20 protein-coding genes are annotated in these 25,048 nt (G+C 62.9%); 14 read left to right on the forward strand and 6 right to left on the reverse strand.

Annotated elements, in window-relative coordinates:
• Positions 1–147: 147 nt before the first annotated feature.
• The 11 genes from atzF to ACYQ47_RS03060 all read left to right on the forward strand — a co-directional run bounded on the left by atzF (position 148) and on the right by ACYQ47_RS03060 (position 10,669).
• Positions 148–1,983: an allophanate hydrolase gene (gene atzF, locus ACYQ47_RS03010; RefSeq protein WP_459904422.1), complete on the forward strand. Its 1,836-nt coding sequence runs from the start codon at positions 148–150 to the stop codon at positions 1,981–1,983.
• On the forward strand, positions 1,980–3,077 hold the full coding sequence (locus tag ACYQ47_RS03015; RefSeq protein WP_250466967.1) for a BMP family ABC transporter substrate-binding protein: 1,098 nt from the start codon (positions 1,980–1,982) through the stop codon (positions 3,075–3,077). The genes atzF and ACYQ47_RS03015 overlap by 4 nt, the downstream gene beginning before the upstream one ends.
• A 26-nt stretch (positions 3,078–3,103) precedes the next feature.
• Positions 3,104–4,237, forward strand: coding sequence for an ABC transporter permease (locus ACYQ47_RS03020; protein ID WP_244828204.1), 1,134 nt, complete (start codon positions 3,104–3,106; stop codon positions 4,235–4,237).
• Positions 4,230–5,156, forward strand: a complete 927-nt coding sequence (locus ACYQ47_RS03025) for an ABC transporter permease (protein WP_309849878.1) — start codon at positions 4,230–4,232, stop codon at positions 5,154–5,156. The genes ACYQ47_RS03020 and ACYQ47_RS03025 overlap by 8 nt, the downstream gene beginning before the upstream one ends.
• 23 nt (positions 5,157–5,179) lie before the next feature.
• Complete coding sequence (biuH, locus tag ACYQ47_RS03030) at positions 5,180–5,872, forward strand: biuret amidohydrolase (RefSeq protein ID WP_459904423.1); 693 nt, start codon at positions 5,180–5,182, stop codon at positions 5,870–5,872.
• A 4-nt stretch (positions 5,873–5,876) separates the two neighbouring features.
• Positions 5,877–7,463, forward strand: a complete 1,587-nt coding sequence (locus ACYQ47_RS03035) for an ABC transporter ATP-binding protein (protein WP_459904424.1) — start codon at positions 5,877–5,879, stop codon at positions 7,461–7,463.
• Between the two features lie 19 nt (positions 7,464–7,482).
• Entirely contained in the window at positions 7,483–8,481 is a 999-nt protein-coding gene (locus tag ACYQ47_RS03040) for a formamidase (protein WP_250493384.1), read from the forward strand.
• 4 nt (positions 8,482–8,485) lie between these two features.
• Entirely contained in the window at positions 8,486–9,151 is a 666-nt protein-coding gene (locus ACYQ47_RS03045) for a cysteine hydrolase family protein (protein WP_244828197.1), read from the forward strand.
• Positions 9,148–9,552, forward strand: coding sequence for an oxalurate catabolism protein HpxZ (gene hpxZ, locus ACYQ47_RS03050; protein ID WP_244828195.1), 405 nt, complete (start codon positions 9,148–9,150; stop codon positions 9,550–9,552). The genes ACYQ47_RS03045 and hpxZ overlap by 4 nt, the downstream gene beginning before the upstream one ends.
• 139 nt (positions 9,553–9,691) lie before the next feature.
• On the forward strand, positions 9,692–10,348 hold the full coding sequence (locus ACYQ47_RS03055; RefSeq protein WP_250493385.1) for a GntR family transcriptional regulator: 657 nt from the start codon (positions 9,692–9,694) through the stop codon (positions 10,346–10,348).
• Between the two features lie 141 nt (positions 10,349–10,489).
• On the forward strand, positions 10,490–10,669 hold the full coding sequence (locus ACYQ47_RS03060) for a hypothetical protein (protein ID WP_250510035.1): 180 nt from the start codon (positions 10,490–10,492) through the stop codon (positions 10,667–10,669).
• Here the strand turns inward: ACYQ47_RS03060 and ACYQ47_RS03065 are convergent, their stop codons facing one another.
• Complete coding sequence (locus tag ACYQ47_RS03065) at positions 10,670–11,056, reverse strand: HPF/RaiA family ribosome-associated protein (protein WP_244828189.1); 387 nt, start codon at positions 11,054–11,056, stop codon at positions 10,670–10,672. It abuts the gene before it with no gap.
• 103 nt (positions 11,057–11,159) lie between these two features.
• Positions 11,160–12,041 carry a LysR family transcriptional regulator gene (locus tag ACYQ47_RS03070; RefSeq protein WP_309849889.1) on the reverse strand — a complete coding sequence of 294 codons (882 nt, stop codon included), beginning with the start codon at positions 12,039–12,041 and terminating at the stop codon, positions 11,160–11,162.
• A 130-nt stretch (positions 12,042–12,171) separates the two neighbouring features.
• Here ACYQ47_RS03070 and ACYQ47_RS03075 point away from each other — a divergent pair, with 130 nt between their 5' ends.
• Positions 12,172–12,942 (forward strand): TerC family protein, encoded by a 771-nt coding sequence (locus tag ACYQ47_RS03075; protein ID WP_250493388.1) that lies wholly within the window; start codon positions 12,172–12,174, stop codon positions 12,940–12,942.
• Positions 12,943–12,970: 28 nt separating this feature from the next.
• On the opposite strand, the gene ACYQ47_RS03080 is transcribed toward ACYQ47_RS03075, so the two are convergent.
• Positions 12,971–14,584, reverse strand: coding sequence for a Na+/H+ antiporter (locus ACYQ47_RS03080; RefSeq protein WP_250493389.1), 1,614 nt, complete (start codon positions 14,582–14,584; stop codon positions 12,971–12,973).
• A 131-nt stretch (positions 14,585–14,715) separates the two neighbouring features.
• Between ACYQ47_RS03080 and ACYQ47_RS03085 the strand changes: the two genes are divergently transcribed.
• Complete coding sequence (locus tag ACYQ47_RS03085) at positions 14,716–14,919, forward strand: hypothetical protein (RefSeq protein WP_250466987.1); 204 nt, start codon at positions 14,716–14,718, stop codon at positions 14,917–14,919.
• Positions 14,920–15,042: 123 nt separating this feature from the next.
• Positions 15,043–16,881 carry a glycoside hydrolase family 15 protein gene (locus ACYQ47_RS03090; protein WP_459904426.1) on the forward strand — a complete coding sequence of 613 codons (1,839 nt, stop codon included), beginning with the start codon at positions 15,043–15,045 and terminating at the stop codon, positions 16,879–16,881.
• Between the two features lie 328 nt (positions 16,882–17,209).
• On the opposite strand, the gene ACYQ47_RS03095 is transcribed toward ACYQ47_RS03090, so the two are convergent.
• The 3 genes from ACYQ47_RS03095 to bcsA are packed head-to-tail and all read right to left on the reverse strand — an operon-like array spanning position 17,210 to position 24,717.
• Positions 17,210–20,032 (reverse strand): cellulose synthase subunit BcsC-related outer membrane protein, encoded by a 2,823-nt coding sequence (locus tag ACYQ47_RS03095; RefSeq protein WP_459904427.1) that lies wholly within the window; start codon positions 20,030–20,032, stop codon positions 17,210–17,212.
• Complete coding sequence (locus tag ACYQ47_RS03100; RefSeq protein ID WP_459904428.1) at positions 20,013–22,331, reverse strand: cellulose biosynthesis cyclic di-GMP-binding regulatory protein BcsB; 2,319 nt, start codon at positions 22,329–22,331, stop codon at positions 20,013–20,015. The genes ACYQ47_RS03095 and ACYQ47_RS03100 overlap by 20 nt, the downstream gene beginning before the upstream one ends.
• 13 nt (positions 22,332–22,344) lie before the next feature.
• The gene (gene bcsA / locus ACYQ47_RS03105; RefSeq protein WP_459904429.1) at positions 22,345–24,717 is read right to left on the reverse strand and encodes a UDP-forming cellulose synthase catalytic subunit; all 2,373 of its coding nucleotides are present in this window, start codon (positions 24,715–24,717) and stop codon (positions 22,345–22,347) included.
• Between the last annotated feature and the right edge of the window lie 331 nt (positions 24,718–25,048).

Below are 25,048 nucleotides of genomic sequence, written 5' to 3' on the forward strand. Positions count from 1 at the left end.
GCGAACCATGTTGGGACGTGATCAGTCCTCTTGCATGAGACACCAGACCACGCACGAAGCCCCACGGATAAAGGCTTTTCAGCGTGTTGGCCTTGACTGGCACAGATGCTGCAAAGTGACGTTCAACTTGTATTCAAGATTGAACTCATGTCCCACGACCCGCTTTCAGGCGTACACGAGCTTATCGAATCGTATAGGCAAGGCAGCACTGATCCGATCGGCATGATCGAAGAAGTGCTGCGCAGGCTCGATGCAAGCAATCGGCCCGAAGCCTGGCTGCTGCGCGTGCCTCATGCCGACCTTCGTGCGCGTGCCGCGAGCCTTGCGCATGAACTCGCCGAAGAGGGCGGCGCGATCTTCGCGCGCAAGCCGCTTCTCGGCGTGCCCTTCGCGGTGAAGGACAACATCGACGTGGCAGGCTTGACCACCACCGCCGCGTGCCCCGCATTTGCCTATACGCCGCAAGAGACGGCGTTCGCCGTGCAGCGTTTGCTCGATGCGGGCGCGGTGCTTATCGGCAAGACCAATCTCGATCAGTTTGCAACGGGCCTCGTCGGTACGCGCTCGCCTTTCGGCGCGGTACGTCAGGTCGATCACGACGCATACATCTCGGGCGGATCGAGCTCGGGTTCGGCGATAGCGGTCGCGGCGGGCATCGTCGCGTTCTCGCTTGGAACCGATACAGCGGGCTCCGGCCGTGTGCCAGCAGGCTTTAACGGTCTCGTTGGACTTAAGCCGACGCTGGGTCTCGTCAGCAAGCGCGGCGTGGTGCCCGCATGCAAGAGCCTCGATACGATCTCGATCTTCGCGCATGACGTAGCCGACGCCTGGCACGTCCTCTCGACGATGGCCGCGTTCGACGCAGCCGATGGCTATTCGCGCCGCATTCCTTCCTTGCCGGTTTTGCCGCTTGCGCCGCAAGCCTTGCGCGTCGCCATTCCCGACACGCTGGAATTCTTCGGCGATGCCGCCGCCGCCGATGCCTTCGCCGCGACACTCGAAAAGCTCGCGCTCAAGCCGTCGACGTTCGCCTTTGCGCCAATGCAGCAAGTCGCTGCGCTGCTTTACGACGGTCCGTGGGTCGCCGAACGGCGCGCCGCGTTAGGCGACTTCTTCAAGACGAATCACGACGATATCGACCCGGTGGTTGCAAAGGTGATCGGCAAGGCCGACAACTTCAGCGCCGCCGATGCCTTCAACGGCCAGTATGAACTCGCACGCTTGAAGCGCCACGCCGACGCGCTCTTCGAAAGCGTGGACGTGTTGATCGTGCCGACGACGCCGACGCATCCGACCATCGATGAAGTGCGCGCGAACCCTATCGAAGTGAATAGCCGTCTCGGGCTTTACACGAACTTCGTCAACCTGCTCGATCTGTGCGCGCTCGCGGTGCCGGGCATCCCGCGCGCCGATGGCTTGCCCGCCGGCATCACGTTGATCGCGCCCGCTGGCGCCGATCAGCGGCTCGCCATGCTCGGTGCGCAGTTCGAAGGCATGCAGAAGCAAGATGCCGTTGCAGCGAAGCCATTGCCGTTCAACGAGCCGACCGTGCAGCTTGCGGTGGTTGGCGCGCATCTACGCGGCATGCCGCTCGAATGGCAGATGCGCAAGGCCGGCGCGCGCTTCGTCGAAGCGACGACGACCTCGGCTAACTATCAGCTATTCGCGCTTGCGAACACGCAGCCGCCGAAGCCGGGCCTCGTGCGCGCGAATTCTGCGGGGCAAGCCGGGCAAGCCATTGCCATCGAAATATGGGACATGCCCGTGCGCACCTTTGGCGCGTTCGTCGAAGCGATTCCGGCGCCGCTTGGCATTGGCAGCATCGAGACGGCGGATGGCCGCATCGTCAAAGGCTTCATCTGCGAACCGCTTGCCGTCACTGCCGAAAGCGGCGCGCGCGACATCACGCGTTTTTGCGGCTGGCGCGCCTGGCTCGACAGTCAAACCTCCAACGACCCAACCACACAGGAATTGAGACCATGACCAACCGCCGTGAGTTCATCAAGGGCGCGGGCGCGCTCGCGCTCGGCAGTGCATTGCCGTTCGATCTGGCGTTCGGCGCGAGCAATCTCACGGTCGGCGTGATCTACGTCGGCGCGCGCGGCGACTACGGCTACAACCAGGCGCAGGCGCAAGCCGCTGCAGTCATCAAGAAGCTACCCAACGTGAAAGTGGTCGAGGAAGAGAACGTGCCCGAAACCGTGGCCGTGCAAAAGACCATGGAAGCGATGATCGAGCAGGACGGCGCCACGCTCATCTTCGCGACCTCGTTCGGTTATTTCGATCCTCACGTCCTGAAGATGGCCGCGAAGTATCCGAAGGTGCGCTTCGCGCATTGCGGCGGATTGTGGAAGCAAGGCAACCCTTCGAATATCGCGAGCTACTTCGGTTATATCGACGAATGTCAGTATCTGAACGGCGTCGTCGCGGGTCATATGAGCAAGAGCAAGAAGCTCGGCTTCGTCGCGGCCAAGCCCATTCCGCAGGTGCTGCGCAACATCAACGCGTTCACGCTGGGCGCGCAATCGGTCGATCCGGCCATCACGACGAACGTGATCTTCACCGGCGACTGGTCGATGCCCGTCAAGGAAGCCGAAGCGACCAACAGTCTCATCGATCAAGGCTGCGATGTGCTTACGTGTCACGTCGATGGTCCCAAGGTCGTCATCGAAACAGCGGAGAAGCGCGGTGCGATGAGTTGCGGTTATCACGCGAGCCAGGCCGCGCTCGCGCCGAAGGGTTATCTCACGGGCGCGGAATGGGACTGGGCGACGCCCTACAAGGAACTCGTCACGGATGCGCAAAGCGGCAAGCCGCAGCCCAACATTCTGCGCGGCGGCCTCAAGGAAGGCTTCGTGAAGATGTCGCCATACGGCGCGAAGGTCACGGCCGATGCGAAGACCAACGCAGACGCCATCAAGACGAAGATGGTCGCGGGCGACTACGCCATCTTCAAGGGGCCGATGAAGGACAACAAGGGCGGCACGGCAATCGCGGCGGGCACGAGTCATCCGCAGACGGACATCGCGCTCGAGAGCATGAACTATCTCGTGGCGGGTGTGGTGGGGCAAATCTGATTATCTGCAATCGATAGGAGCCGCGGATGTCCACTGTGATCGGTTCGAATTCAGGCGCGCTCGGTCCACGGCTCCTGCTCGGCGTCTTGCCCGCGCTGCCCACGTTGTGCGCGCTCGTCGGCACGCTGGTGCTGTTCTCGCTCTTTCTGCTGGTGCAGGGACAGCCTGCGCTGGATGCGCTCGGGCTCATCGTGCAAGGCGCATTCGGTTCGTCGTTTGCATGGCAGAGCACATTGCTGCGCGCGGCGCCGCTCATGCTGACCGCGTTGTGTGTCGCGTTGCCGGCTCAAGTCGGTTTGATCGTGATTGGTGGCGAAGGCGCGCTGGCGCTCGGCGGCCTCGGCGCGGCCATCGTGCCGTCCATCGTTCCTGCATCGTTGCCGTGGTTCGTCGCCACGCCGCTGATGGCGGTCGCCGGAATGCTCGCGGGCGCGCTTTGGATCGGTGCCATCGGCGCGATGCGGCAATGGCGCGGCGTCAACGAGACCATCAGCAGCCTTTTGATGTCGTATATCGCCATCGCGCTCTTCAAGCATCTCGTCGAAGGCCCGTTGCGCGATCCGGCAAGCCTCAACAAGCCCTCCACGCCTCCCGTTCCCGATGCCTTGATGATCGGCTCGCTGCCCGGCCTCGACGTCCACTGGGGCTTGCTATGGGGCGCGCTGGCATGTGTGGCCGCGTGGGTCTTCGTGCGCCAGAGCACCAAGGGCTTCGCGATGCGTGTGGCAGGCGGCAATCATCACGCGGCGCGTCTGGTCGGCTTGCCGGTGACGAGGCTCGCGCTCACGGCTTGCATGCTCGGCGGCGCGGCGGCGGGACTCGCGGGCATGTTCGAAGTCGCGGCCGTGCAGGGCAGCGCGAATGCGTCGCTGCTCGCGGGTTATGGCTATGCGGGCATTCTCGTGGCCTTCGCCGCGCGTCAGAATCCGCTCGCGATCATCCTGTGCGCGGTGCTCGTCGGCGGGATCGAAGCAAGCGGTAGTTTGCTGCAACGGCGCCTCGGCCTGCCCGATGCCACCACGCTCGTTCTACAAGGTCTGTTGTTCGCCAACCTGCTCGCGTGGGAAGCGCTCGGCGGCAGGATTACCGCGTGGCGCGTGAAGTTGCAGGCAGCGGCGCTCGCGCGTTCCACGGTTCGACTGGAGGGGACTCATGCCTGATGCTCAATCGCCCGCTGTCGTGCTGTTGCTCTCGCTGTTCGCGGGCGCCATTCGCGTGAGCACGCCTTATCTTTTCGTGAGTATCGGTGAATGCCTGACCGAGAAGGGCGGGCGCGTCAATCTCGGGCTCGAAGGCATTCTCGTCTCCGGCGCGATGACGGGCTACGCGGCGGCTTATCTGTCGGGCTCACCGTGGATCGGCGTGCTTGCGGCAGCGGCCACGGGCTTCGTGCTCGGTTGCCTGCATGGTCTCGTCTGCTCGTTGCCGCGCGTGTCGGATATCGCGTTCGGCATTGCGTTGATGCTTGCGGGCACCGGCCTCGCGTTCTATCTCGGCAAGCCCTTCATCGAACCGCAAGCGCCGATGCTGCCTTCCATCGATCTCGGCGGCTGGAGCGCATCCGCGCAATTGCATAACGCGCTGCATATCAATCCGCTCTTCGTGATCGGTGTGGTGCTCGCGTTCGCGTTGCAATGGGGCTTGCGTCATACGCGCTGGGGCATGGCCCTGCGGCTCGTCGGCGAGAACGCGGAAAGTGCGCGCGCCATGGGCTATCCGATCACGCGTGTGCGTATCGTTGCCACGGCCGTTGGCGGCTTGCTGGCGGGCGTGGGCGGCGCGTATCTGTCGCTCGTCTATCCCGGCAGCTGGAACGAAGGCCTGTCGAGCGGCCAGGGTCTCATGGCCGTCGCGCTCGTGATCTTCGCGCGCTGGCAGCCGCTGCGCTGCCTGTGGGCCGCGCTCATCTTCGGCGCGGCAGGCGCGCTCGGTCCCGCGTTGCAGGCCATAGGCGTGACGAGCGGCTATTACCTCTACAACGCAGCGCCCTATGTCCTCACGCTCGCAATCATGGTCATCAACTGCCGTCCCGACCGAACCCTTGCCGGCGCGCCCGGTGAACTGAGCCTCACACGCTGATGTCATCTTCCGGAGAAACGCTCATGACCCGCTTCATCGAGGCTCGTCCCTATCCGTGGCCCTACGACGGCAACCTGCGCGCCGATAACACCGCGCTCATCATCATCGACATGCAGACGGACTTCTGCGGCATCGGCGGCTATGTCGACAAGATGGGCTACGACCTGTCGCTCACGCGCGCGCCTATCGAGCCGATCAGGAACGTGCTCAAGCTCATGCGCGAACAGGGCTTCACGATCATTCATACGCGAGAGGGGCATCGGCCGGATTTGTCGGATCTGCCTGCCAACAAGCGCTGGCGCAGCCGGCAAGTAGGCACGGGTGGCGTGGGTATCGGCGACGACGGTCCTTGCGGCAAGATCCTCGTGCGCGGCGAACCGGGCTGGGAGATCATCGATGAACTCGCGCCAGTGGCGGGCGAAATCGTTATCGACAAGCCGGGCAAGGGCTCGTTCTGCGCCACCGATCTCGAACTCATCCTGCGCACGCGCGGCATCGTGAATCTCGTGCTCACGGGCATCACCACCGATGTATGCGTTCATACGACGATGCGCGAGGCCAACGACCGCGGCTTCGAATGCACGCTGCTCGCCGATTGCTGCGGCGCCACCGACAAAAGCAATCACGACGCGGCGCTGAGCATGGTGCTCATGCAGGGCGGCGTGTTCGGCACGGTATCGGACTCGGCGTCGATGCTCGCCACGCTCGGACGCTAACGCCATGACGCCCGCTCGCCAAGCTCTGGGAGTCGAAGTGGTCGGCGCGACCAAGCTTTTCGGCGCGTTTACCGCGCTCGACGATGTCACGCTAAAAGTGCGCCCCGGCACCGTACATGCGCTGCTCGGCGAGAACGGCGCAGGCAAGAGCACGCTCGTGAAGGGACTCGTGGGATACGGCGTGCTCGATCGAGGCGAGATCGTCGCGGATAGCCGTCAAGTGAAGATCGCTTCGCCCCGCGATGCACAGGCGCTTGGCATCGGCATGGTGTATCAGCATTTCACGCTGGCAGCGGGGCTTTCCGTTGAAGAGAATCTACTGCTCGCGCGGGGCCGGTTGTCGTGGAAGATCGACTGGCCGAAGGAACGCGCCGCGCTCGATGCCTTCATGCGCGGCATGCCGTTTCGTCTTGCGCTCGATACGCCCGTCGCGAGTCTTGCCGCTGGTGAAAAGCAGAAGCTGGAGATACTCAAGCAACTCTATTTGCAGCAACGCTTCCTGATTCTCGACGAACCCACTTCAGTGCTCACGCCGCAAGAAGCCGACGAAGTGCTGGGGTTGATGCGCGATCTTGCTTCGAGTGGCGCGTTGACGGTCCTCATGATCACGCACAAGTTCCGCGAGGTGATGTCTTATGCCGATGACGTCACCGTGCTGCGCAAAGGCAAACTCGTCGGAACGAGCCGAGTGGCGGACACGAATCGCGACAGCCTTGCCGCGATGATGATGGGCGGCGACGCGCCTCATGCCGCAACGGATGTCGAGCGTCCGCCGCGCAAGCCGCTCGCTGTCGATGCACCCGTGCGTCTCGCGTTGTCCGGCCTATGCGTCGTGGATGATCGCGGACATATGGCCGTGCGTGAAGTGTCGCTTGCGGTGAAGTCGGGCGAGATACTCGGCATTGCAGGCGTGTCGGGCAATGGACAGAAGGAACTGATCGAAGCGCTCGTCGGCCAGCGCCGTGTGCATGCAGGCGAGATGCGCATGCATGGCGAACCCTACACGGCGACACGCGACGAGATGACCCGTCTGCGGGTTTTTGCGTTACCCGAAGAGCCGCTGCGCAATGCATGCGTGGCGGGCATGAGTATCGCGGAGAATCTTGCGCTGCGCGATTTCGATCGCGCGCCGATGAAGCAAGGCGGCTGGCGTCTGGACCGCCGTGCTATGCGTGAACGCGCGGAACGCTTGATTGCCGACTTCAACGTGCGCCCGCCCGTGCCTGCGCGCGCCATCGGCACGTTGTCGGGCGGCAATGTGCAACGCGCGGTGCTGGCGCGTGAACTGGGGCAAGCGGTGGATGTGCTGATCGTCGCGAATCCTGTGTTCGGGCTGGACTTCGCATCGGTCGCGGATATCCATGCGCGCATTCTCGCCGCACGCGACACGGGCGCCGCCGTGCTGCTCGTGAGCGAAGACCTCGATGAACTGCTGGAACTCGCGGATCGCATCGCGGTGATCGCCGAAGGGCGGCTCGTGCATGAAAGCGCCGCGAGTACCGCGGATCGCGTCACGCTGGGGCGGCACATGGCCGGTCACGGTGACAGCATGGATAGCGGTGCGGCCGAACCCGTCACCGCGCATGCGTGAACAACAAGGAGCGTAACGAATGAGTTCGAGCGGACTGGGCGGTCTCAACAAATCGCCTCAAGGAATGGTGATAGGTCTCGTGCAATTGCAGAATCCCGACGTTGCGACGCCCGCGGATCTCGCGGCGCAGACGCGGCGTATCGTCGAGATGGTTGGCAAGGCGCGGCGCAACAATCCGGCGATGGACCTCGTCGTGTTCCCCGAATACGCGCTGCACGGCCTCTCGATGCGTATCGACGACGACATCATGTGCGATCTCGATGGTCCAGAAGTGCGGGCTTTCAAGGACGCGTGCATCGAACATCGAATTTGGGGCTGCTTTTCGATCATGGAGCGCAATCGCGGAGGCAATCCTTATAACAGCGGTATCGTTATCGACGAACAAGGCGAGATCAAGCTCTATTACCGCAAGCTGCATCCGTGGGTTCCGGTCGAACCGTGGGAACCGGGCAATGTAGGCGTGCCGGTTTGCATCGGACCGAACGGTGCGAAACTTTCCCTGATCATCTGCCATGACGGCATGTTTCCAGAGATGGCGCGCGAGGCCGCGTATAAGGGCGCTGAAATCATTCTGCGCACGGCGGGCTACACCGCGCCCATTCGCCACGCATGGCGCATCACGAATCAATCGAACGCATTTCAGAACCTCGCGCAAACGGCAAGCGTTTGTCTCTGCGGTACGGATGGTTCGTTCGATTCCATGGGCGAAGGCATGTTCTGCGACTTCGACGGCACCATCATGGTCGAGGGCAGTCATCGGCCGGATGAGATCATCACTTGCGAAATGCGCCCGGACCTCGTTCGCGAAGCGCGCGTGCATTGGGGCGTGGAAAACAACATCTACCAGTTCGGGCATCGCGGTTATGTCGCCGTGAAAGGCGGTGCGCGCGATTGTCCCTACACGTTCATGCAGGACATGGTGCGCGGCGAATATCATCTGCCGTGGGAAGACGAAGTGAAGATCACGGACGGTCAATCGTGCGGTTTTCCCGCACCCGCACGCCATTACAAGGGCTGACCACATGCCGACCTTGAACGGCGCAAAGCCGTCCCCTTACACGTTCGAAGCGAACACGACCGCGCTCGTCGTCATCGACATGCAACGCGATTTCATCGAGCCCGGTGGCTTCGGGGAAGCGTTGGGCAACGACGTGTCGCTGCTGTCGTCCATCGTGCCGACGGTGCAGCGTCTTATTGAACATGCGCGCGAACAAGGCTGGTCTGTGGTGCATACGCGCGAATCGCATGCCGCCGATCTGTCGGATTGCCCGCCCGCGAAGCGCTTGCGCGGAGCGCCGCAGGCACGTATCGGCGATGAAGGACCGATGGGACGCATCCTCGTGCGCGGCGAGCCGGGCAACGCGATCATCGATGCACTCGCGCCCGTCGAAGGCGAGCTCGTCATCGACAAGCCGGGCAAGGGCGCCTTCTACGCGACGCGCCTCGCCGAAGAACTCGCAGAGCGTTCGGTCACGCATCTCGTGTTCGCGGGCGTGACGACCGAAGTCTGCGTACAGACCAGCATGCGCGAGGCCAATGACCGCGGCTATGAATGTCTTCTTATCGAAGACGCGACCGCGAGCTACATTCCCGCGTTCAAGGACGCGACCATCGACATGATTCGTTCGCAAGGCGGCATCGTGGGCTGGACCGCGACGCTCGCCGACTTAACGGAGAACCGAGCATGACGCTTGCGGTGAATCGCGCCGAGGTGGTTGCGGAAGTAAGCGCCGCGTTCGTCGCATACGAACGTGCGCTCGTCGATAACGATGTCGAGACCATGAACATGCTCTTCTGGAATGCGCCCGAGACGGTGCGTTACGGTATAGCCGAAGTTCAGCACGGCGGCGAAGCGATTCGCGCGTGGCGTGAAGCGGCCGCGCCGGTGCCGCCATCGCGACGGCTGCATGGCACGGTGGTGACGGCTTTCGGGGACGATCTCGCGACCGTGAGCACCGAATTCACGAGCGACGTCACGCCCTTGCTCGGTCGCCAGATGCAAACGTGGGCGCGGCTGGGCGACGCATCGTCCGCGTTCAACGGATGGATCATCGTGGCGGCGCATGTCAGCCTCATCGACGCGCCGTAAAAGGGCGATAATCGTTGCATCATGATGGAGACACGGCATCGGCTCGCTTAAATCTCGCGGAACCGCAGCGCTCGCATTCGAGGCACCGGACGCGACGCTCACGCGGACTGTCCAGAGCGCCAACCCGCTAGCGGAACAGGTGTACCAGCTTCTCAAGCAGGACATCTTCAATTTCCGGCTATTCCCGGGCGATCGCTTTTCGGAGACCGACATCGCGCAACATTACGGCGTGTCGCGCACACCCATGCGCGACGCGCTGTTCCGCCTGCTGCGCGAAGGTTATCTCGAAGTTGGTTTCCGGCGCGGCTGGAAAGTGTCGGACATCAACTTCGACCAGCTAGACCAGTTGTATGACTTGCGTATCGTTCTCGAAGTCGCCTCGCTCGACAAGCTCGGTAATACGCCGCCGCCTTATCCTCATATCGATGCACTGAAGGAAGTGTGGTGCGTCTCGCCCGAAGCGCGCGAAAGCGATCCCGTCGCCATGTTCAACATGGACGAGAATTTTCATCGCGGCATTGTAAGCGCGACGGGCAACGCGGAAATCCTGCGCGTGCACGACGAAGTGACGGAGCGGATCAGGATCATGCGGCGGCTGGACTTTCTGAAGGCACACCGCACCAGCGCGACTTACGAAGAACACTCGACCATGCTGAATTACATCGATCGCGGCAGACATGGCGAAGCCGCTATGCTGCTGCGCGCGCACATCACGCAGAGCAAGCTCGAAGTGCGCAAGATCACTGTGTCGATGCTATCCGAGGCGCGTGACCGAAAGCTGCCCTTCGTGAACTGAAGTACCTCAAGAAGCCATTCGATCTCACGGGAACGGCCAATGACGGAGGTCGTGCTGAAGACGGCCGCCCAAGCGCCTACTGGTATCGCGGGCCTGGCGTTTGCTGCATTTTCGTGCCGACCTTTTTCAAAGGAGCTCGACATGACATCCGTTCCCCGCGCAACTGCCGACGACATGGACGAACCGCAGGGTAAGCCCGCGACTCCCAACACCACACAGACGGACGTCGACACAGCAGAGAAGCAAAAGCACGAGGACAGCGAGAACGCACTGCCCTCGTCACAGGACAAAAATCCTGTGCCGCCCGACTCGACGCGCTGATCATGCGCCAGCAGGCGTGAGTGCTTGATCCGCTGTTTCGTCCGGCGCAAGCTTGTAGGCAACACTTCGCGCACGCACCCGCCGCGCGAGCTTCGCGCTTTGGCGCTTACGCACCAGCGTGCGCGCCGCGCGTGCCAAGGCAAGATCGATTGCGCCTCGCCAGTCACGCGCTATCGATGTTGCCACCACCGTATTGCTCCGGTCTATCTGCACTTCCACCTGACAGCGCTTGTCGACGCCGCCACGCGGGCCGTTGATATCGGAGAGACTGACGGTGGCCTTCGAAATCAGCCATGCAAGCCGGCGAAACACGAACTCACTGCGCGTCTTGGCGAGTTCGTGCATGGCGATAGCTTCAGGTTCACGCGATTTGAAAAGGACCTTCATGTATGCCTCCTCGTTGGATGTGAACCAGCGTAAGGTTTGGCAAGCGTAAGAAAAAGCAGGGTGAGCAGAACTCGAACTTCGGAAAAACCGAAGTTGCATTAGTCTAGGAAGCTGCCCGAGCCAGCACTTCCTGAGTCAAAGGATGATGCCTTCCACGTCGCGACACGATCGCGTAAATCTCTTCTTTCACTTCCTCGGAACGGCCTAGCCAGCGAAGACCGCGTAACAACGGCGTCTCGCCCGCACCGAATTCGGCCAGCGGAAACACGCCGAGCCCACGCGCACCGAACACGGCCATCAAGGCGCTATCCTCGAATTCGCCGACAATGCGCGGCACGATACGCTCCGTCTCCAGCCATCTGTCCAGACGCGCGCGCAACGACGAGTGTCCGGTTGGCAAAAGCATGGGCAATGCGGCGAGGCTGTCGGGAAATTGATCGACCGCGCTCTTGCGCACGACAGACGCCGGCCCATACCAGTCAACGGGCGAGGCGATCAACCGCTCGCTCGTCAAACGCAGATTGTGATTGTGCGGTGCAGGCTGGCTTGCAAGCACGAGATCCAGCCGATGCAGCGCAAGCTCGCCGAGCAGTTCGTCGGTCTCGCCTTCGTGACACAAGAGACGCAGCGCCGGATTGCCGAGTACGGGTTCGAGTAGCGCATGCGCCGCCAGCTTGGATATGCCATCCGACAAACCCACGGCAAGCCGCGCAAGCTTTCCGCTTGCGGCCTCGCGCACTTCGTCCGCAATATGCTGACCAATCTGAAAAATTTCCTCGGCGCGGGCATAGGCCGCGTTGCCGGCTTCGGTCATCGTCACGCCGCGTCCCGATGGCTTCAGTAATTGATGACCGAGCGATTTCTCGAGTTCGCGCACCTGTGCGCTGATGGTCTGCACGGCCATGTCGAGCCGTTCCGCCGCGCGTGCAAAACCGCCTTCCTTGACCACGACCCAGAAGTAATGCAGATGTCGATAGTTGAGCATGCGATTGATGCCTCCATCCATGTATTCGAAAAAACCGAAGTATGGATTCGATTATCACTGATTTTTCCGATCACGTAATTTCGCCATCATCAGGGCTCGGTCACCTATCGACAACAATATCCCACTGCTCATGGAATACCTTCTCGCGCTCGCTACCGACCCCGCCGTCTGGGCTGCACTCGTCACGCTCATCGTGATGGAAGTGGTGCTCGGCATCGACAATCTGGTCTTCATTTCGATACTCAGCAACAAGCTGCCCGAAGCGCAACGCGCACGCACGCAGCGTCTCGGCATCATGCTTGCGCTCGTCATGCGGCTCGTCTTGCTCGGCACGGTGGCGTGGATTGCGCAACTGACTCAACCGGTGTTCACCGTGTTCGAGCACGCGTTTTCATGGCGCGATCTGATCTTACTCGCGGGCGGTCTGTTCCTGGTATGGAAGGCCACCACCGAGATGCGTCATCACGTGAACAAGGACGCGCATGCGCCGGGCGCGGTATCGGGCGTAGCAAGCCTGACGGCATGGGCGGCCATCGGTCAGATTCTGTTGCTCGATCTCGTGTTCTCAGTCGACAGCATCATCACGGCGGTCGGCATGACGGAGCATCTGCCGATCATGTTTATCGCAGTGATTTTCGCGGTCGCCACCATGCTGTTTGCCGCACAACCGCTGTCACGCTTCATCGAGCGCAATCCGACCGTGGTCACGCTGGCCTTGAGCTTCCTGCTCGTGATTGCGATGACGTTGATCGCCGAAGGCTTCGGCACGCACGTACCGAAGGGTTATATCTATGCGGCGATGGGTTTTGCGGGCTTCGTCGAAGGCTTGAATCTGCTGTCGAGGCGCGGCAAGAAGAAGCCGCGCGAAGACGCGGCGCGGCTCGATGGCGTGTCGGGCTAAGCAACACGGTACGAGGCTTCGCGGCGGTTTATCCTCTTGCGAGCAACGCCGAGACTTCCTGCAGATCGAATTCGCGTTCGAGCGAATGCAGCAGCGAATCGTGGATCAGGCCGCTGCGATGCATCTTGAGTAGCTCCGCGCGACCGGCCGCCAGGCCCGCGAGCACGACATCGTAATGAGCACGGCGGGCATCGACCGGAAAATCATCCAGCGACTGGAAGCGTTGCGAGAGGCTCGCCCGATACGAGTATTGCTCGAAGAGACGCGGATGGATGACGTTGCCCTGCGCATCGTGAACAAGCGGGCGGATTGCTTCGAGTTGCGCCGCTTCCAGGCGCGACCACGCTTGCGGCTCGCTCAGATGACGCTTCGAGCGCTCGGGGCCGCCTTGAATGGCGAGGAGGGCGATCAACGGGCCGATAGTCGTGCCCTGCAGCAGCACCGTGACCAGAATGACGGCAAAGCCCGCGAAGAGAATGAGGTCGCGTCCGGGCATCGAATCGGGCAAGGACAACGAGACAGCCAGCGTTACCACCCCGCGCATGCCTGCCCAGCCGATGACCGTGGCCGCGCGCCAGTTCGGAACGATAGCGTTCGGCTCACCGTCCTCGTTGCGGTCCTTTCGCCCGGTGGCGTGCCATATCGCGCTTTTGACAGCTTCCACGGCATAGACCCACACGAAACGCGACAGGACCACGACGGCGATCACCGCGCCCGTCGCTGGCGCGAGCAATTCGAAGGCGTTGCCTGCGCCGCCCAGACGCGTCACGATACCGCGCAGCGACAGTCCGATCAGCACGAACACGAGCGATTCCAGCACGAACACGACCACTTGCCAGAACGCCGTGCCGCGCATGCGCTGCGCCGCCGAGAAGACGTCATGCTGATGCCAGCCGACCACCATCCCGCACGTGACGGTCGCGATCACGCTCGAAACGCCCAGCTCTTCCGCCGCGATGTAGCTGACCCACGCGGTGAGCATCGATGTCGTGATGACGAGGTAATCGTCCTCGAGCGCGCGCAACAGCCGCACCGCGATGAATCCCGCCACCACGCCCACGATCACGCCGCCGACCGCGAGCACGGCAAAGCTGCCGAGCGCACGCGGCGCGCTGAACATGCCGCTCAATGCGGCGGCCACCGCAAAGCGAAACAGCACGAGACCCGCGGCGTCGTTGAGCAGACTTTCGCCTTCGAGCAGCACCATGAGCCGTCGAGGCAACGCGACGCGTTCCAGCACGGCCTTCGCGGCGACGGCATCCGGCGGGGATACCACGGCACCGAGCGCGAAGCACGCGGCCCAGGGCAGGGCGGGCACGACCAGATGCACGGCATAGCCGACCGCGAAGGTCGTAAAGGCGACCGCGCCTATGGCGAGCAGCATGATGCCGCTGAGATTACGCTTGAAGTCGTCCCATACGAAGAAATACGCGCCATACATCAAGAGCGGCGGCAGAAACACGACGAGCACGAGTTCCGGGTCGAGCTCGAAATGCGGCGTGCCGGGAATGAATGCCATGGCCGCGCCGCCCACCAACAGCGCGGCTGCGGGCGGCAGATTCAGGCGCCGCGCCAGCACTTCCAGCGCGATGATGGCGATGAGCGAGACAAGCACCAGATTGAATGCCGACACAGCATGCATGAGTAGATTCCTGGCGGATGGTGGCTATGTTGTGCCTTGCACGGACGGAAATCCGTTAATCGGCTATCTTCGAGTCTTGGCGACCGGGCGTTTTCGCGTGCCGGCAACATCGTATCCGATTGGGAGCCTGGATGAAGCGAAACACGTCTGGAGTGGCAGTGGTGGCGGTGCTCGTGGCCGTCGTCGTGGCGGCAACGGTTTATATCGCGAGCTTCGGCAAGTCGTCGCGGCATGCCGAACTAAATGCCGAGCCGGCGCAAGCTCTCGCCATCGAAGCGTCCGCGCCGATGGCCAGCGGTGCGTCGGAGGCCGACGCGCGCACTGCGGCGCGTTAGATGTCGACCGACATACGACAGAAGGACGACAAAAACGGGAACGTGTCTTGCGTGTTCGGCGTGATCAGGCAGACCGACCGACTCGCATTACACACAGGCTGAAGTCAGGCCAAAGGCATTCTCATGGGCCATCCATCCCAAGAAGTTCCGCCTAAAAAGATTCCCATCGATGCACGCGGCATGATCGGCAACATGAAGACGTCCGCTCTCGTGTCGTTGCGCGGCGCCATCGACTTCATGTGCTTTCCGCGCATCGATTCGCCGACGCTCTTTGCCGAGCTTCTCGATGGCGAGCACGGCGGCGCATTCGCGATCACGCCAAGAGAGGAGCAGGCGAACGTCAAGCAGATGTATCTGCCCGAAACGAACGTGCTGCTCACGCGTTTCATGACGCACGATGGCGTATGCGAATTGCTCGATCTCATGCCGGTGCCATCGGGCGAGGCGAGGGTCGATGCCGTGCCCAACTGCGTCATGCGTATCGTGCGGCTCATTCATGGAACCATGACGCTCGATGTGCGTTGCGCGCCGCGCTTCGATTACGCGCGCATTCGCCATGGCGCGCGCGCAGTGAAGAAGGGCATCGAATTCATTCCGGACGACAAGACCGCGTCCGTCCAGTTGCTGGCAAGTGTCCCGCTGGACATCCAGAATAACGACGCTTACGCCACGCTCGAATTGAAGGCTGGCGACTCCGCATGCTTCGCGCTCGGCGCAGGCGACGACTTGCAAAAGCTCGAATCGAACTTCGAGAGCATCCTTGCCGAGACCATCGATTATTGGAAGGAGTGGTCGTCGCGATCGACGTATCGCGGACGTTACCGTGAAGTCGTGTTGCGTTCGGCCCTCACGTTGAAGCTGCTCAGCTCGGACGAGTTCGGCGCTATCGTTGCCGCACCGACCTTCGGCTTGCCGGAGTCGCAAGATGGATCGCGTCGCTGGGACTATCGTTTTACATGGATTCGCGATGCCGCGTTCTCGGTCTATGCGCTGCTCAGACTCGGCTACACGGGCGAAGCGGAACGCTTCATGAAATGGATTGGCGAGCGCAATCGCGATTGCAGTTCGGACGGCTCCTTGCGCGTGATGTATGCCGTCGATGGTGAAACCGCGCTCGAAGAGGCGGAGCTCAGGAACTTCGCCGAGGCCACGCAGGCGAAGGTCGTGGTCGGCAACGAGGCGCGCGAGCAGATGCAGCTCGATGTCTACGGTGCGTTGCTCGATTCGTTATATCTCTACAACAAGTACGGTGCGGCTATCTCGTATGAAGGCTGGAAGCATGTGACGCGTACCGTCGACTATGTGGTCGAGCACTGGCGCGAAGCCGATCACGGTATCTGGGAGTTTCGCAACGGCACGCGTCCGTTGCTGCATTCGCGGCTCATGTGCTGGGTCGCGGTGGATCGCGCGTTGCGGCTCGCGGAGAAGCGTTCGCTGCCTGCGCCGCTTGCAAAGTGGTTCAAGACGCGCGATGAGATTCATCGCGACATTCACGAGGAGTTCTGGAACGAGGAGTTGAAATCGTTCGTGCAGACGCCGGGTTCAGCGACGCTCGATGCCTCCACGTTGATGATGCCGCTCGTGCGTTTCATCGGTCCGAAAGATCCGCGCTGGGTCGGTACGCTCGATGCAATCGGCCGCGAATTACGTGTCGATCCGCTGATTTTTCGCTATACACGCGGCTCGACGCTCGATGGATTACCGGGCCTGGAAGGCGGCTTCAGCGCATGTTCGTTCTGGTATGCGGAAGCGTTGGCGCGCTCCGGCCGTGTGGATGAAGGCCGGCTCGTGTTCGAGAAGATGCTCGCATATGCAAACCATGTGGGGTTATTTTCTGAGGAAGTAGCGACCAATGGCGAGGCGCTGGGTAATTTTCCACAAGCGCTGACGCATCTGGCTTTGATCAGCGCGGCTTATCAGTTGGATCGGGATCTGGACCGGGTGCATGTGGCGTGGACTTGATGCTAGCCTGGCCGCGGCGCGACATCTGAGCGTGTGGCCAGCAACCAATGTCGAGACCAGATTCAAATGATCGCCGCAGCCCCGGAGCACGACATCAGGATATTGCCGCTACAAACAAAAAGTTTGCTAATTTGTGTTATGTAAAGTAACGAGTTGCCCGCCGTATCCAGCTCGTCTGTCTTCAGCCAAAGCACCACGACAACCGCCAGCGCAAATCAACCTCGTCGCGCCGAAGCGGACAAATCCATCATCAAAGCGATCGCGCGAAACGTCATCGACACGCCGATCGCCCACAAACCGTGACCGACGTGCCGAAGCCCCAACCGCATCACCGCGATTCATCAAACGCCAGCCTCAAATCCCGCGCACTTTGCGGCAAATCACGACTGAACACCGCACTGCGCGGCGACAAAAAGTACCGCACGTATGCAATGGCGGCAATTTGCCGGTCCCGTCCAGGCGTTACGTTGACATCGGCAAGCGCACCCACTTGCCAGCGCGAAGTCACCTGCAGCGCGCCCGCAAGTTGAACGTGCGCGTAAGGCCCGCGATCGTTGCTGCCGCTGCAATCGATCACCACGCCCAGTTTCGCGGCCTCGGTCGTCGAGCACGACCCCATCGATTGCTTCGAATAATTCCAGCCGCTTTCGATGTTTCCCGAGACCTGCCAAGACCGGCCTTCCTTCGATAGAAACTGAAGCGCCGCGCCCACGCTGGTCGATCTCTGCGGACTGTAATAGCCGCCCTGCGTCGGCACGAAGAAGTTCTCGTTACGCCGATAGCCCAGGTAATGCAGCGCAGGCCCGATGCTCAAATAGTCGAAGCCCGGCGCACGCAAATCGTAGCTCGCCGCGACATCGACGCCTAAGCCTTCGTTACCTTGGACCTCATGGCCCGTCAGCCAGTCCAGATGACCGCCCGCGCTGACGTTCCAGCGCTCGCCGATCTGCCAGCGAGCGCTGCCGCCCGTCGTCGCACGCGTGACGCGGCCCCATTCGAAGACGTTCGCGTTGGGATTCGTGCCATCAAGACGCACGGTCTCGCCGCGCCAGGAAAGCAGCGAATCGCGCACCGGCAGCGCCGCGGCATAGGCCGACCACGCGCCCCACGACGTCGTCTGGCCGACGCCCGCCTCGCCCTGCAACGATGCGCCGAACGGTCCGCCCTGCGTGGCGCCCGCCATCGCATGGACGTCGAGGCGATCATCGCCCAGACGCACGGTCTGTGTGAGCTTACCCTGCAATTCTTCGGCGTTGACGTTGCCCGTGCCGCTGTTCAGGAACAACTGGCGATAGCGCAGTTCGTATGAGCGCGATGCGTCGGACCATTCGGCATCGAGCGTCGGCGAAAACACCGTCAAGCGGTTCTCGCCGCGCGTGCCCGCGTGATTCGCCCAGCCCAAACCGGCGGTGATCGACGGCGCGTCGATGCCGGTGAGATCGGCGGGCAGATAGTGCGCGATGCGCTGCGCGTCGGCGTTGCCCGCAATCGCATTGCGCCACATGCGCTCTGCTTCGACGAACTGCTTCTGGTAATAGAGATGCTGCGCGTCGAGCGCCGCGGTGTAAGCGGGCAACGGCCCCGTATCGGCGCTTTCGGTACGCGTCGCGCGATGACCACGCCCTTGCGCTTTCGCACTCAGCGCAATGCCCTCGGCGCTGTCGTCGTCATGATGTTGCTGATAGTTCGCCTCGAACACGCGCTCCGCTTGCGCATAGTCGCCCAGCGCAAAGAAATTCCAGCCGCGCAACGGCTCGACGCGTTCATCGGCCGCGCCCGCGTCTTGCGCGGCGTCGAGCGCCGTCAGACTATCGCGATAGCGCGCTTGCCGGTACGCATCGCTCGCACGCGCCATGGCAACTTCCGCGCGCAGCGCACGCGTACGCGAATCGGTTGCGAGCGAGGGTGACTCGATCAGGCGCTCGGCATCATCGAGATCGCCTTGCGCCATGCGTACTTGCACGAGGCCCAGCATCGCGTCGTTCAAGGTCGCTTTGTCGCAGTCGCTCGCGAATTCGAACCATTGCGCGGCTGCGACGTAGTCGTTCTGTGCGAGTTCGAGCCAACCCGCGCGCATGGCGGACGGCCCATCGCGCGAGTCGCGGATCGACGGCGCGAGTTCGGCGAGCGTGCGCTTCGTGCTTGCCGCGTCCGTCGCCCATGTCGATGATGCATCGAGCACGCGCGCATTGCGCAGGCGCGCGAAATCGCGTGCGGCGGGCTCGCCGCGAGTCCCTTGCTTCCATTCGATGTCGATCAATGCGTCGGCCTGTGCGGCGGGCAACTGCTGCGTCGCGCGCTGCAGCGTGACCACGCGATTCACATCGGACGTGCAAGCGGCGACTATCGGCCGATAGAGAGCGTAGACCGCTCCGTCATCGCCCGCGGCGGCAAGCAGTTCGCCCGCTCGCCATGCACGGTCGATGTGCGCGCAGCCGAACGCATCGGGGTCGCTGGCAATCTGCGCGCGCAGCAAGGCGACATCGCCCGCGAGCGAGCGCTGGATTTGCGCGTCACGCTGCTGACGGGTGCGTTCTGCGACGAGGCTCGCGGGCGGTGACCACGCAGGAAAACGCCGCTCGACGCGTGTGAGCATCGCGTCGAAATCGGCGAGGCGCCTTGCGTGCAAGAGGTTCCAGAGCGGACGCTCGTCGGGCGCGCCGGGCGCTTTGGTGGCGGGCGTGCGCATGCTTGAAGCGTGAGCCGCCGTCGGATCGCCGGACGGCGTGCGCGGCATTGCGTGCACGAGAACGTTCGTTTGAGCTTGTTGCTGGACTTCCTCGATGGTGCTCGTCGAGTTCGCGCTGTTCCTCGCGTTTGCCGCACTCGCTGCGCCCTTCACGCCTGGCGCACGCGTTGAACTGGCCGCGTTAGCCGCACTCGCGGCCACTCCCGGCATGACGCCACGCTCCGCCGAAACCACGTTCCCCTGCCCGCCTGCCGCGACCGCGGCGGACGGCAACGCGGCAACGCAAAGCAATGCCGTCGCGAGTCGCGCACCTACGGCCGGTGTAAAGCGCGCACGGTGGCGCGGCATGTCGCGACCCATCCTGTATGGATTGCGCGGACCGATGACGCTCATCGACATGGCCGTTTCCCGCACGAGCAATTCGGCGAGCGCATTGCGCCGATCAGCTTCTCGAATCGACATGATGCTTGCGGTGATAACGACGCAACAGCAACGCCGTGAGCGCCGCGAGCATCGCAAGCGCCCCGGCCAGCACGCCGTAAGCCATCCACGGATGCGCCGACACTTCGTAGCCGATATGATCGAACGCGCCGATCTCGCCGACTTCGTAGCGACGGCTCACGCGCGTCGTCCAGAGCGCGTCGCTGTCGAAGCTGACGACGCTCACGTCGCCATCGAGCGATCCCCAGTGCTGCGGCGCGATCAGCTGCTGCACGCCATGCAGCAACTCGGCAGGCGTCGCGGCCGTTAAAAGCGTGGTCGTCGCGGTGGTTTTGCTCGCGGCGCTGCGATACTGCATCACGAGCAATTGACGCGACAACTTCATATCGCCGTCGAGCACCATGTCGGGCGCGACGTCCGCCGCGTAGGCCGGCTTGCCGAACACGCCCGCCACGCGTGCCCAGATGCTGTCGGCGAGCGTGGGCTCGGCCGGTGCGGGCTCGTTGCTCGCAAAGCGCATGGACTTGCCCGGCGCCCACGGCGCGCCGTTGAGCGCCGCGCGCGGCAACTCGGCGCCCGCGCCGACGACGATGGTCTGCCGGCCCACGCCCGGCACGCCCGCCGTGATCTGCGCGGCGGTCAGCGGCCTGCCCTGTTTCTGCGCGAGCTTGCCGAGGAGCGACCACGCGGCGTTCAGCGTGTCGTCGTCGCGCGCGTTGAGCTGAATCGCGAGATCGGCGCCATTGGCGCGGCGCGTGTATGGAAAGCCGCTTTCCGCGAAACGCCGAAGGTCCGGCAGATTCGTGAAGTGCAGCATGGGCGGCAGCTCGATGGTGGAATCGTCGAACAAGGACAGTTGCAGATTGGCCGACTGACGCAGCGTGCAGCGATCGGTTACGAGCGGCACGAGCACCGGGCGCAGCGAGAGCACGTTGGCACCCGGCTGGAAGCGCTGCAACGGCACGGACACGCGATAGCGGTTGACCACCGCGCCCTGCTGCTGATCCAGCGCGACGGCCTGCACGAAGCGGTCGTTCAGGTACAGGTTCAGCACCGAGTCCGAACGCATGCGCGCGCCTTCGGCAAAGTTGAGCGTCAGCACGGCCTGCGCGTTCTCCGGCGCGTAGGCATCGGCGGGTAAGGTCAGTGTCACATCGGCGCTCGAGCCCACACCGAGCGTCGTGCTGCGGAAGCCCAGATCGCGCAGCGAGTACGGCTTCGTGCCGGACAGCGCGTCACCACCCTTCGCGCCGTCCATGCGCGCTTCCGTCAAACCGTCGGCCGTCATTTCGGCGCGGCGCGGCAGCGGCAGTTCCGCGTGCGAGAACACGAGCGCGGCCAGATTCACTTCTTCATCGGTACGTCCCGCGACGAGCAGCACGAAATGTCGCGGATCGTCGGGCTTCGGATAGACGCCGAGAAACGCGCCGCCGATACGCTCCAGCATGGCTGCATCGAGATACGGCGCAAGCGTGTCGCGCTTGCCGATCAGGAGTACGTCGGCGTTGGCGAGCGACGCGAGATCGAGGCCACGCAACATGCCCGCGCCCTCGCCCGCTTGCGCATCGAGCACGCGCAGATCGGCATTCCTGTAACGCAGCCGCAACGCGACGCCCTGAGCAAGCAGACCGCCGCTCGAAAGCTGCGAGTCCGTCACCGGATGGGCCGCGTTGACGATCGCGATGGAGCGCTGCGCGTTCTGCTTCGGATCGATCAGATCGTCGAGCGTGGCAAGCTGCGGCGGCGTGCTTGTGAGCGGGCGCAATTCCGTATCGACGGCAAAGGTCGACGCGCTGGTATCGACTTCGGTCCATAGTTCCGGCGCATTCGGTTCTTCGCAGTTCTCGGTCGAATGCTGCGCGACCTGGAAGGTCAAATTGTTATAACCGGCGCGGAGCAGTTCGGCGGGCACGCGGATGTCGGCAGTCAGTTCCGGCTGACGCGGCGAAAGAGGAAACTGTGCGATTGCGCGATCGTTGACGCGCACGACGAGCTGCGAGCGTTCCCCGAGCAAGGACACCGAGTTGGACGCGACCAGATGCAGCGTCGCGCCGCGCACCGCTTCACGCGCAGACACGGGCACGCTGACCGAACGTGAAGCGGACGCGCCAACGATACGCATCGGGCCCGACAGATTCGCGTAGGTCGCAAGCGACACGGGCGACGATGCCGCCGTCGCGTTTGCGTTGGCGGTGGCGTCGGCATTGGCCGCGAGCGGCGCGGATGCGGCTTTCGGCGCATGCGATGCCGCCTCTGCCGTCGCGCCGAAAATCGCGCACGCCGCCCAGCCGGCAATCATGGTTTTTCGAATGGCAAACATGGTGAAGATCCAGTCAAGACTTCGCTTGCGTGACGACGCCACGCAGATCACGCCGTCGCTGCGACAACCGTTTCGCGACATAGCGCAGGAGCGCGGTGAAAAAGGTCCGGTAGTGCGCGAGCGCGTGCACGGTGCCGAGCCGCACGACGAGGCCGAGACCTCGCCGGATGCCGATGCGTTTGTTGCGGCCGTCGCGGAAGCTGCGCCAGCGGCCGCTGTCGCCATAGACGAGCGACACGCGGTCGCTCAAGCCTTCGACGCTGCGATCGGCGAACTCGACGCCGACCGCGCACGTGCCGTCGCCGCGCTCGAACACGCCGCGCACGATTACCGGCAACTGGCTGTGGCAACCACGCGCGGCATCGAAGGCATCGAGCGTCGCGGGCGAACCGCGCGGAATGGAAGACTCGGCGTCGAATGGCACGATGAGCTTCGCGCCGCCTGCCGACAGATCGACGATATGGCAGCCGAACGCCGGAGAAAACGAGCGGACGGGTGTTGCCGCATCCGCGTTGGCGGACTTCGGCAGCAGAAGCGTGCCGGCAATGTCGGCAGGGACGCGCGGCGCGACGCGGCGCTGACGGCGTTCGTACAGCACGCCGATACACGCATTGAGCAGCACGAGATTCAGCACGCTCCACGCAACCGACGAAGCGATCACGCCGCGCTGCGTGTCGCCGTCGATCAGACGCCATACGCCGACGATGGCGGAGATCAGCACGCCGAGATACATCGCGTAGAACGGCCCGGCGAGTTCGGAGATCTGATCCGCGTCGCTTTGCTCGCCCTTGGGCGTCACGTTGAAGGTGGGCGCGCGCGGATTGAGCAGCACGGCGATCACGCCGCGCAGCGAGAACAACGACAGCAGCATCTCGTAGACTTCGGAGATGAGCGTCCAGCGATACTTGCCGAAGAGATAATCCGTCGTGAGGATCACGCCTGCCATCTGTGGCAGACCGTATGCAAAGAACTCGGGCAGCGTCGCGTTGTAGAACTGCAAACCGAACAGCAGATACAGTGCGGGCGCGAGCAGAAACACGACGCGCGCATAGCAGAAGAACCAGAAGAACGCGTTCGAAAAGTAGCAGATGCGCTGCGCGAGCTTGAGCCCTTTCATGCGCAACGGATTGCGAAAGAGAAGAAGCTGGATCATGCCCTGCGCCCAGCGCACGCGCTGCACGACGAAGCTCGCGAAGGTTTCCGGCTGCAATCCGGCGATCAGCGGTTCGTTCAGATAGGCGCTCCGATAGCCGCGCGCGTGCAGCACCAGCGCCGTTTCCGCATCCTCGGTAATCGACGTGCCCGTAATGCCGCCAATCTCCATCAGACACTTGCGGCGCAGCACCGCCGCCGAACCGCAGAAGAACGATGCGTTCCAGAAGTCGAGACCGCGTTGAATCACCGAGTAGAACATCTCGTTCTCGGGCGGCATCTTGCCGAACATGCCGAGGTTCTTTTCGAGCGGATCGGGATTGCTGAAAAAGTGCGGCGTCTGCAACAGGAACAGCTCACTGTCGCGCTGAAAATGACCGACGGTCTTTTCGAGGAAATCGGCGGTCGGCACGTGATCGGCGTCGAAGATCACGATGAGTTCGCCGCTGGTTTTGGCGAGCGCCGCGTTGATGTTGCCCGCCTTAGCGTGCTCGTTGCGCTCGCGGCTCAAGTACTGTGCGCCATGCCGCGCGGCGAGCAGGGAGAGCGTCAAGGCGCGTTCCTGCGCGGCTGCAGCCTTGACCGGATCGGTCTGCGTGCGCTTTTGTTCGGTGCCCCCATCGTCGAGTAAGTAGACGTTCACGCGCTCGCGGTCATAGCGCATGTCGAGTGCGGCGCGCAGTGTTATCTCGAGCATCTCCGGCGGCTCGTTGTACGAAGGCACGTAGACGTCGACGGTCGGCAGCGGGCCGGCTGAGCGGTTCAACGGCACGCCCGGGCGCTCCAGCGCCCGGCTATTGACGAACAGACCGCCCAACGTCAGCACGATGCCGTAGAGCTCCGCGCCGTACATCATCATCATCAGGATGAAGTCGGCGAAACCGTTATAGCCAAGTGTCGAGGTGGTGCGCCAGCAGACGTAGCGCATCGAAAGGAAAGCGGAACACAAGAGGAAGAAGAGCCGCGTATGTTCGATGAAACGCGAGCGGCGCAGCACGACCATCACGGCGAGCGTGGCGAACGCCAGGCAAAACTGCGCTTCGAGGTCGATGCGAACCATCGCCAGCACGGCGACGACCGCGAACGCCGCGACGCATGCCACGACGATGACCCAGGTCGGCAAGCCGCCGGGCCGTCGAGGCGGCGGCGCGTGTTCGACACCGACGCTCGGCATCTCGCGCGCGGGCGGCCGCAATGCACGCGGCGTGAAATTCAACCTGGTCGTTACACTCATTAATCTCGCCCGCGTTGATTCGATTCAAGGCACGGGTCCTTAAGACCGTGCGTTGCCCCATTGGCATCGGCGCGTTCCGCCCACACGGAGAAGAACCAAGGAGAACAAGGCGCCTGATTCACTTAACGGCAGGTCGCAAGAAATCCTGAGCAAACGTTTCCTGGGAAAGAGCGGTTTCGGTTTGAAAATGATTTTTCTATGAAAGAAGTACCGACATTCGCTTGTGAAAAGCGTGGAAAGCACCTTTTCGGTGCTCTCGATATCGGGGGGGGGGCGCGCAGGTCGAATCGCAAACGCGCACTTTCGACGATCGGCCTGCCTAGTCGGCCCG

This window comes from Caballeronia sp. HLA56 (genome assembly GCF_054655155.1).

Coding starts and splice junctions, on each gene's coding strand:
- atzF (WP_459904422.1), top strand. CDS start 148: ATGTCCCACGACCCGCTTTCAGGCGTACACGAGCTTATCGAATCGTAT.
- ACYQ47_RS03015 (WP_250466967.1), top strand. CDS start 1,980: ATGACCAACCGCCGTGAGTTCATCAAGGGCGCGGGCGCGCTCGCGCTC.
- ACYQ47_RS03020 (WP_244828204.1), top strand. CDS start 3,104: ATGTCCACTGTGATCGGTTCGAATTCAGGCGCGCTCGGTCCACGGCTC.
- ACYQ47_RS03025 (WP_309849878.1), top strand. CDS start 4,230: ATGCCTGATGCTCAATCGCCCGCTGTCGTGCTGTTGCTCTCGCTGTTC.
- biuH (WP_459904423.1), top strand. CDS start 5,180: ATGACCCGCTTCATCGAGGCTCGTCCCTATCCGTGGCCCTACGACGGC.
- ACYQ47_RS03035 (WP_459904424.1), top strand. CDS start 5,877: ATGACGCCCGCTCGCCAAGCTCTGGGAGTCGAAGTGGTCGGCGCGACC.
- ACYQ47_RS03040 (WP_250493384.1), top strand. CDS start 7,483: ATGAGTTCGAGCGGACTGGGCGGTCTCAACAAATCGCCTCAAGGAATG.
- ACYQ47_RS03045 (WP_244828197.1), top strand. CDS start 8,486: ATGCCGACCTTGAACGGCGCAAAGCCGTCCCCTTACACGTTCGAAGCG.
- hpxZ (WP_244828195.1), top strand. CDS start 9,148: ATGACGCTTGCGGTGAATCGCGCCGAGGTGGTTGCGGAAGTAAGCGCC.
- ACYQ47_RS03060 (WP_250510035.1), top strand. CDS start 10,490: ATGACATCCGTTCCCCGCGCAACTGCCGACGACATGGACGAACCGCAG.
- ACYQ47_RS03065 (WP_244828189.1), bottom strand. CDS start 11,056: ATGAAGGTCCTTTTCAAATCGCGTGAACCTGAAGCTATCGCCATGCAC.
- ACYQ47_RS03070 (WP_309849889.1), bottom strand. CDS start 12,041: ATGCTCAACTATCGACATCTGCATTACTTCTGGGTCGTGGTCAAGGAA.
- ACYQ47_RS03075 (WP_250493388.1), top strand. CDS start 12,172: ATGGAATACCTTCTCGCGCTCGCTACCGACCCCGCCGTCTGGGCTGCA.
- ACYQ47_RS03080 (WP_250493389.1), bottom strand. CDS start 14,584: ATGCATGCTGTGTCGGCATTCAATCTGGTGCTTGTCTCGCTCATCGCC.
- ACYQ47_RS03085 (WP_250466987.1), top strand. CDS start 14,716: ATGAAGCGAAACACGTCTGGAGTGGCAGTGGTGGCGGTGCTCGTGGCC.
- ACYQ47_RS03090 (WP_459904426.1), top strand. CDS start 15,043: ATGGGCCATCCATCCCAAGAAGTTCCGCCTAAAAAGATTCCCATCGAT.
- ACYQ47_RS03095 (WP_459904427.1), bottom strand. CDS start 20,032: ATGTCGATTCGAGAAGCTGATCGGCGCAATGCGCTCGCCGAATTGCTC.
- ACYQ47_RS03100 (WP_459904428.1), bottom strand. CDS start 22,331: ATGTTTGCCATTCGAAAAACCATGATTGCCGGCTGGGCGGCGTGCGCG.
- bcsA (WP_459904429.1), bottom strand. CDS start 24,717: ATGAGTGTAACGACCAGGTTGAATTTCACGCCGCGTGCATTGCGGCCG.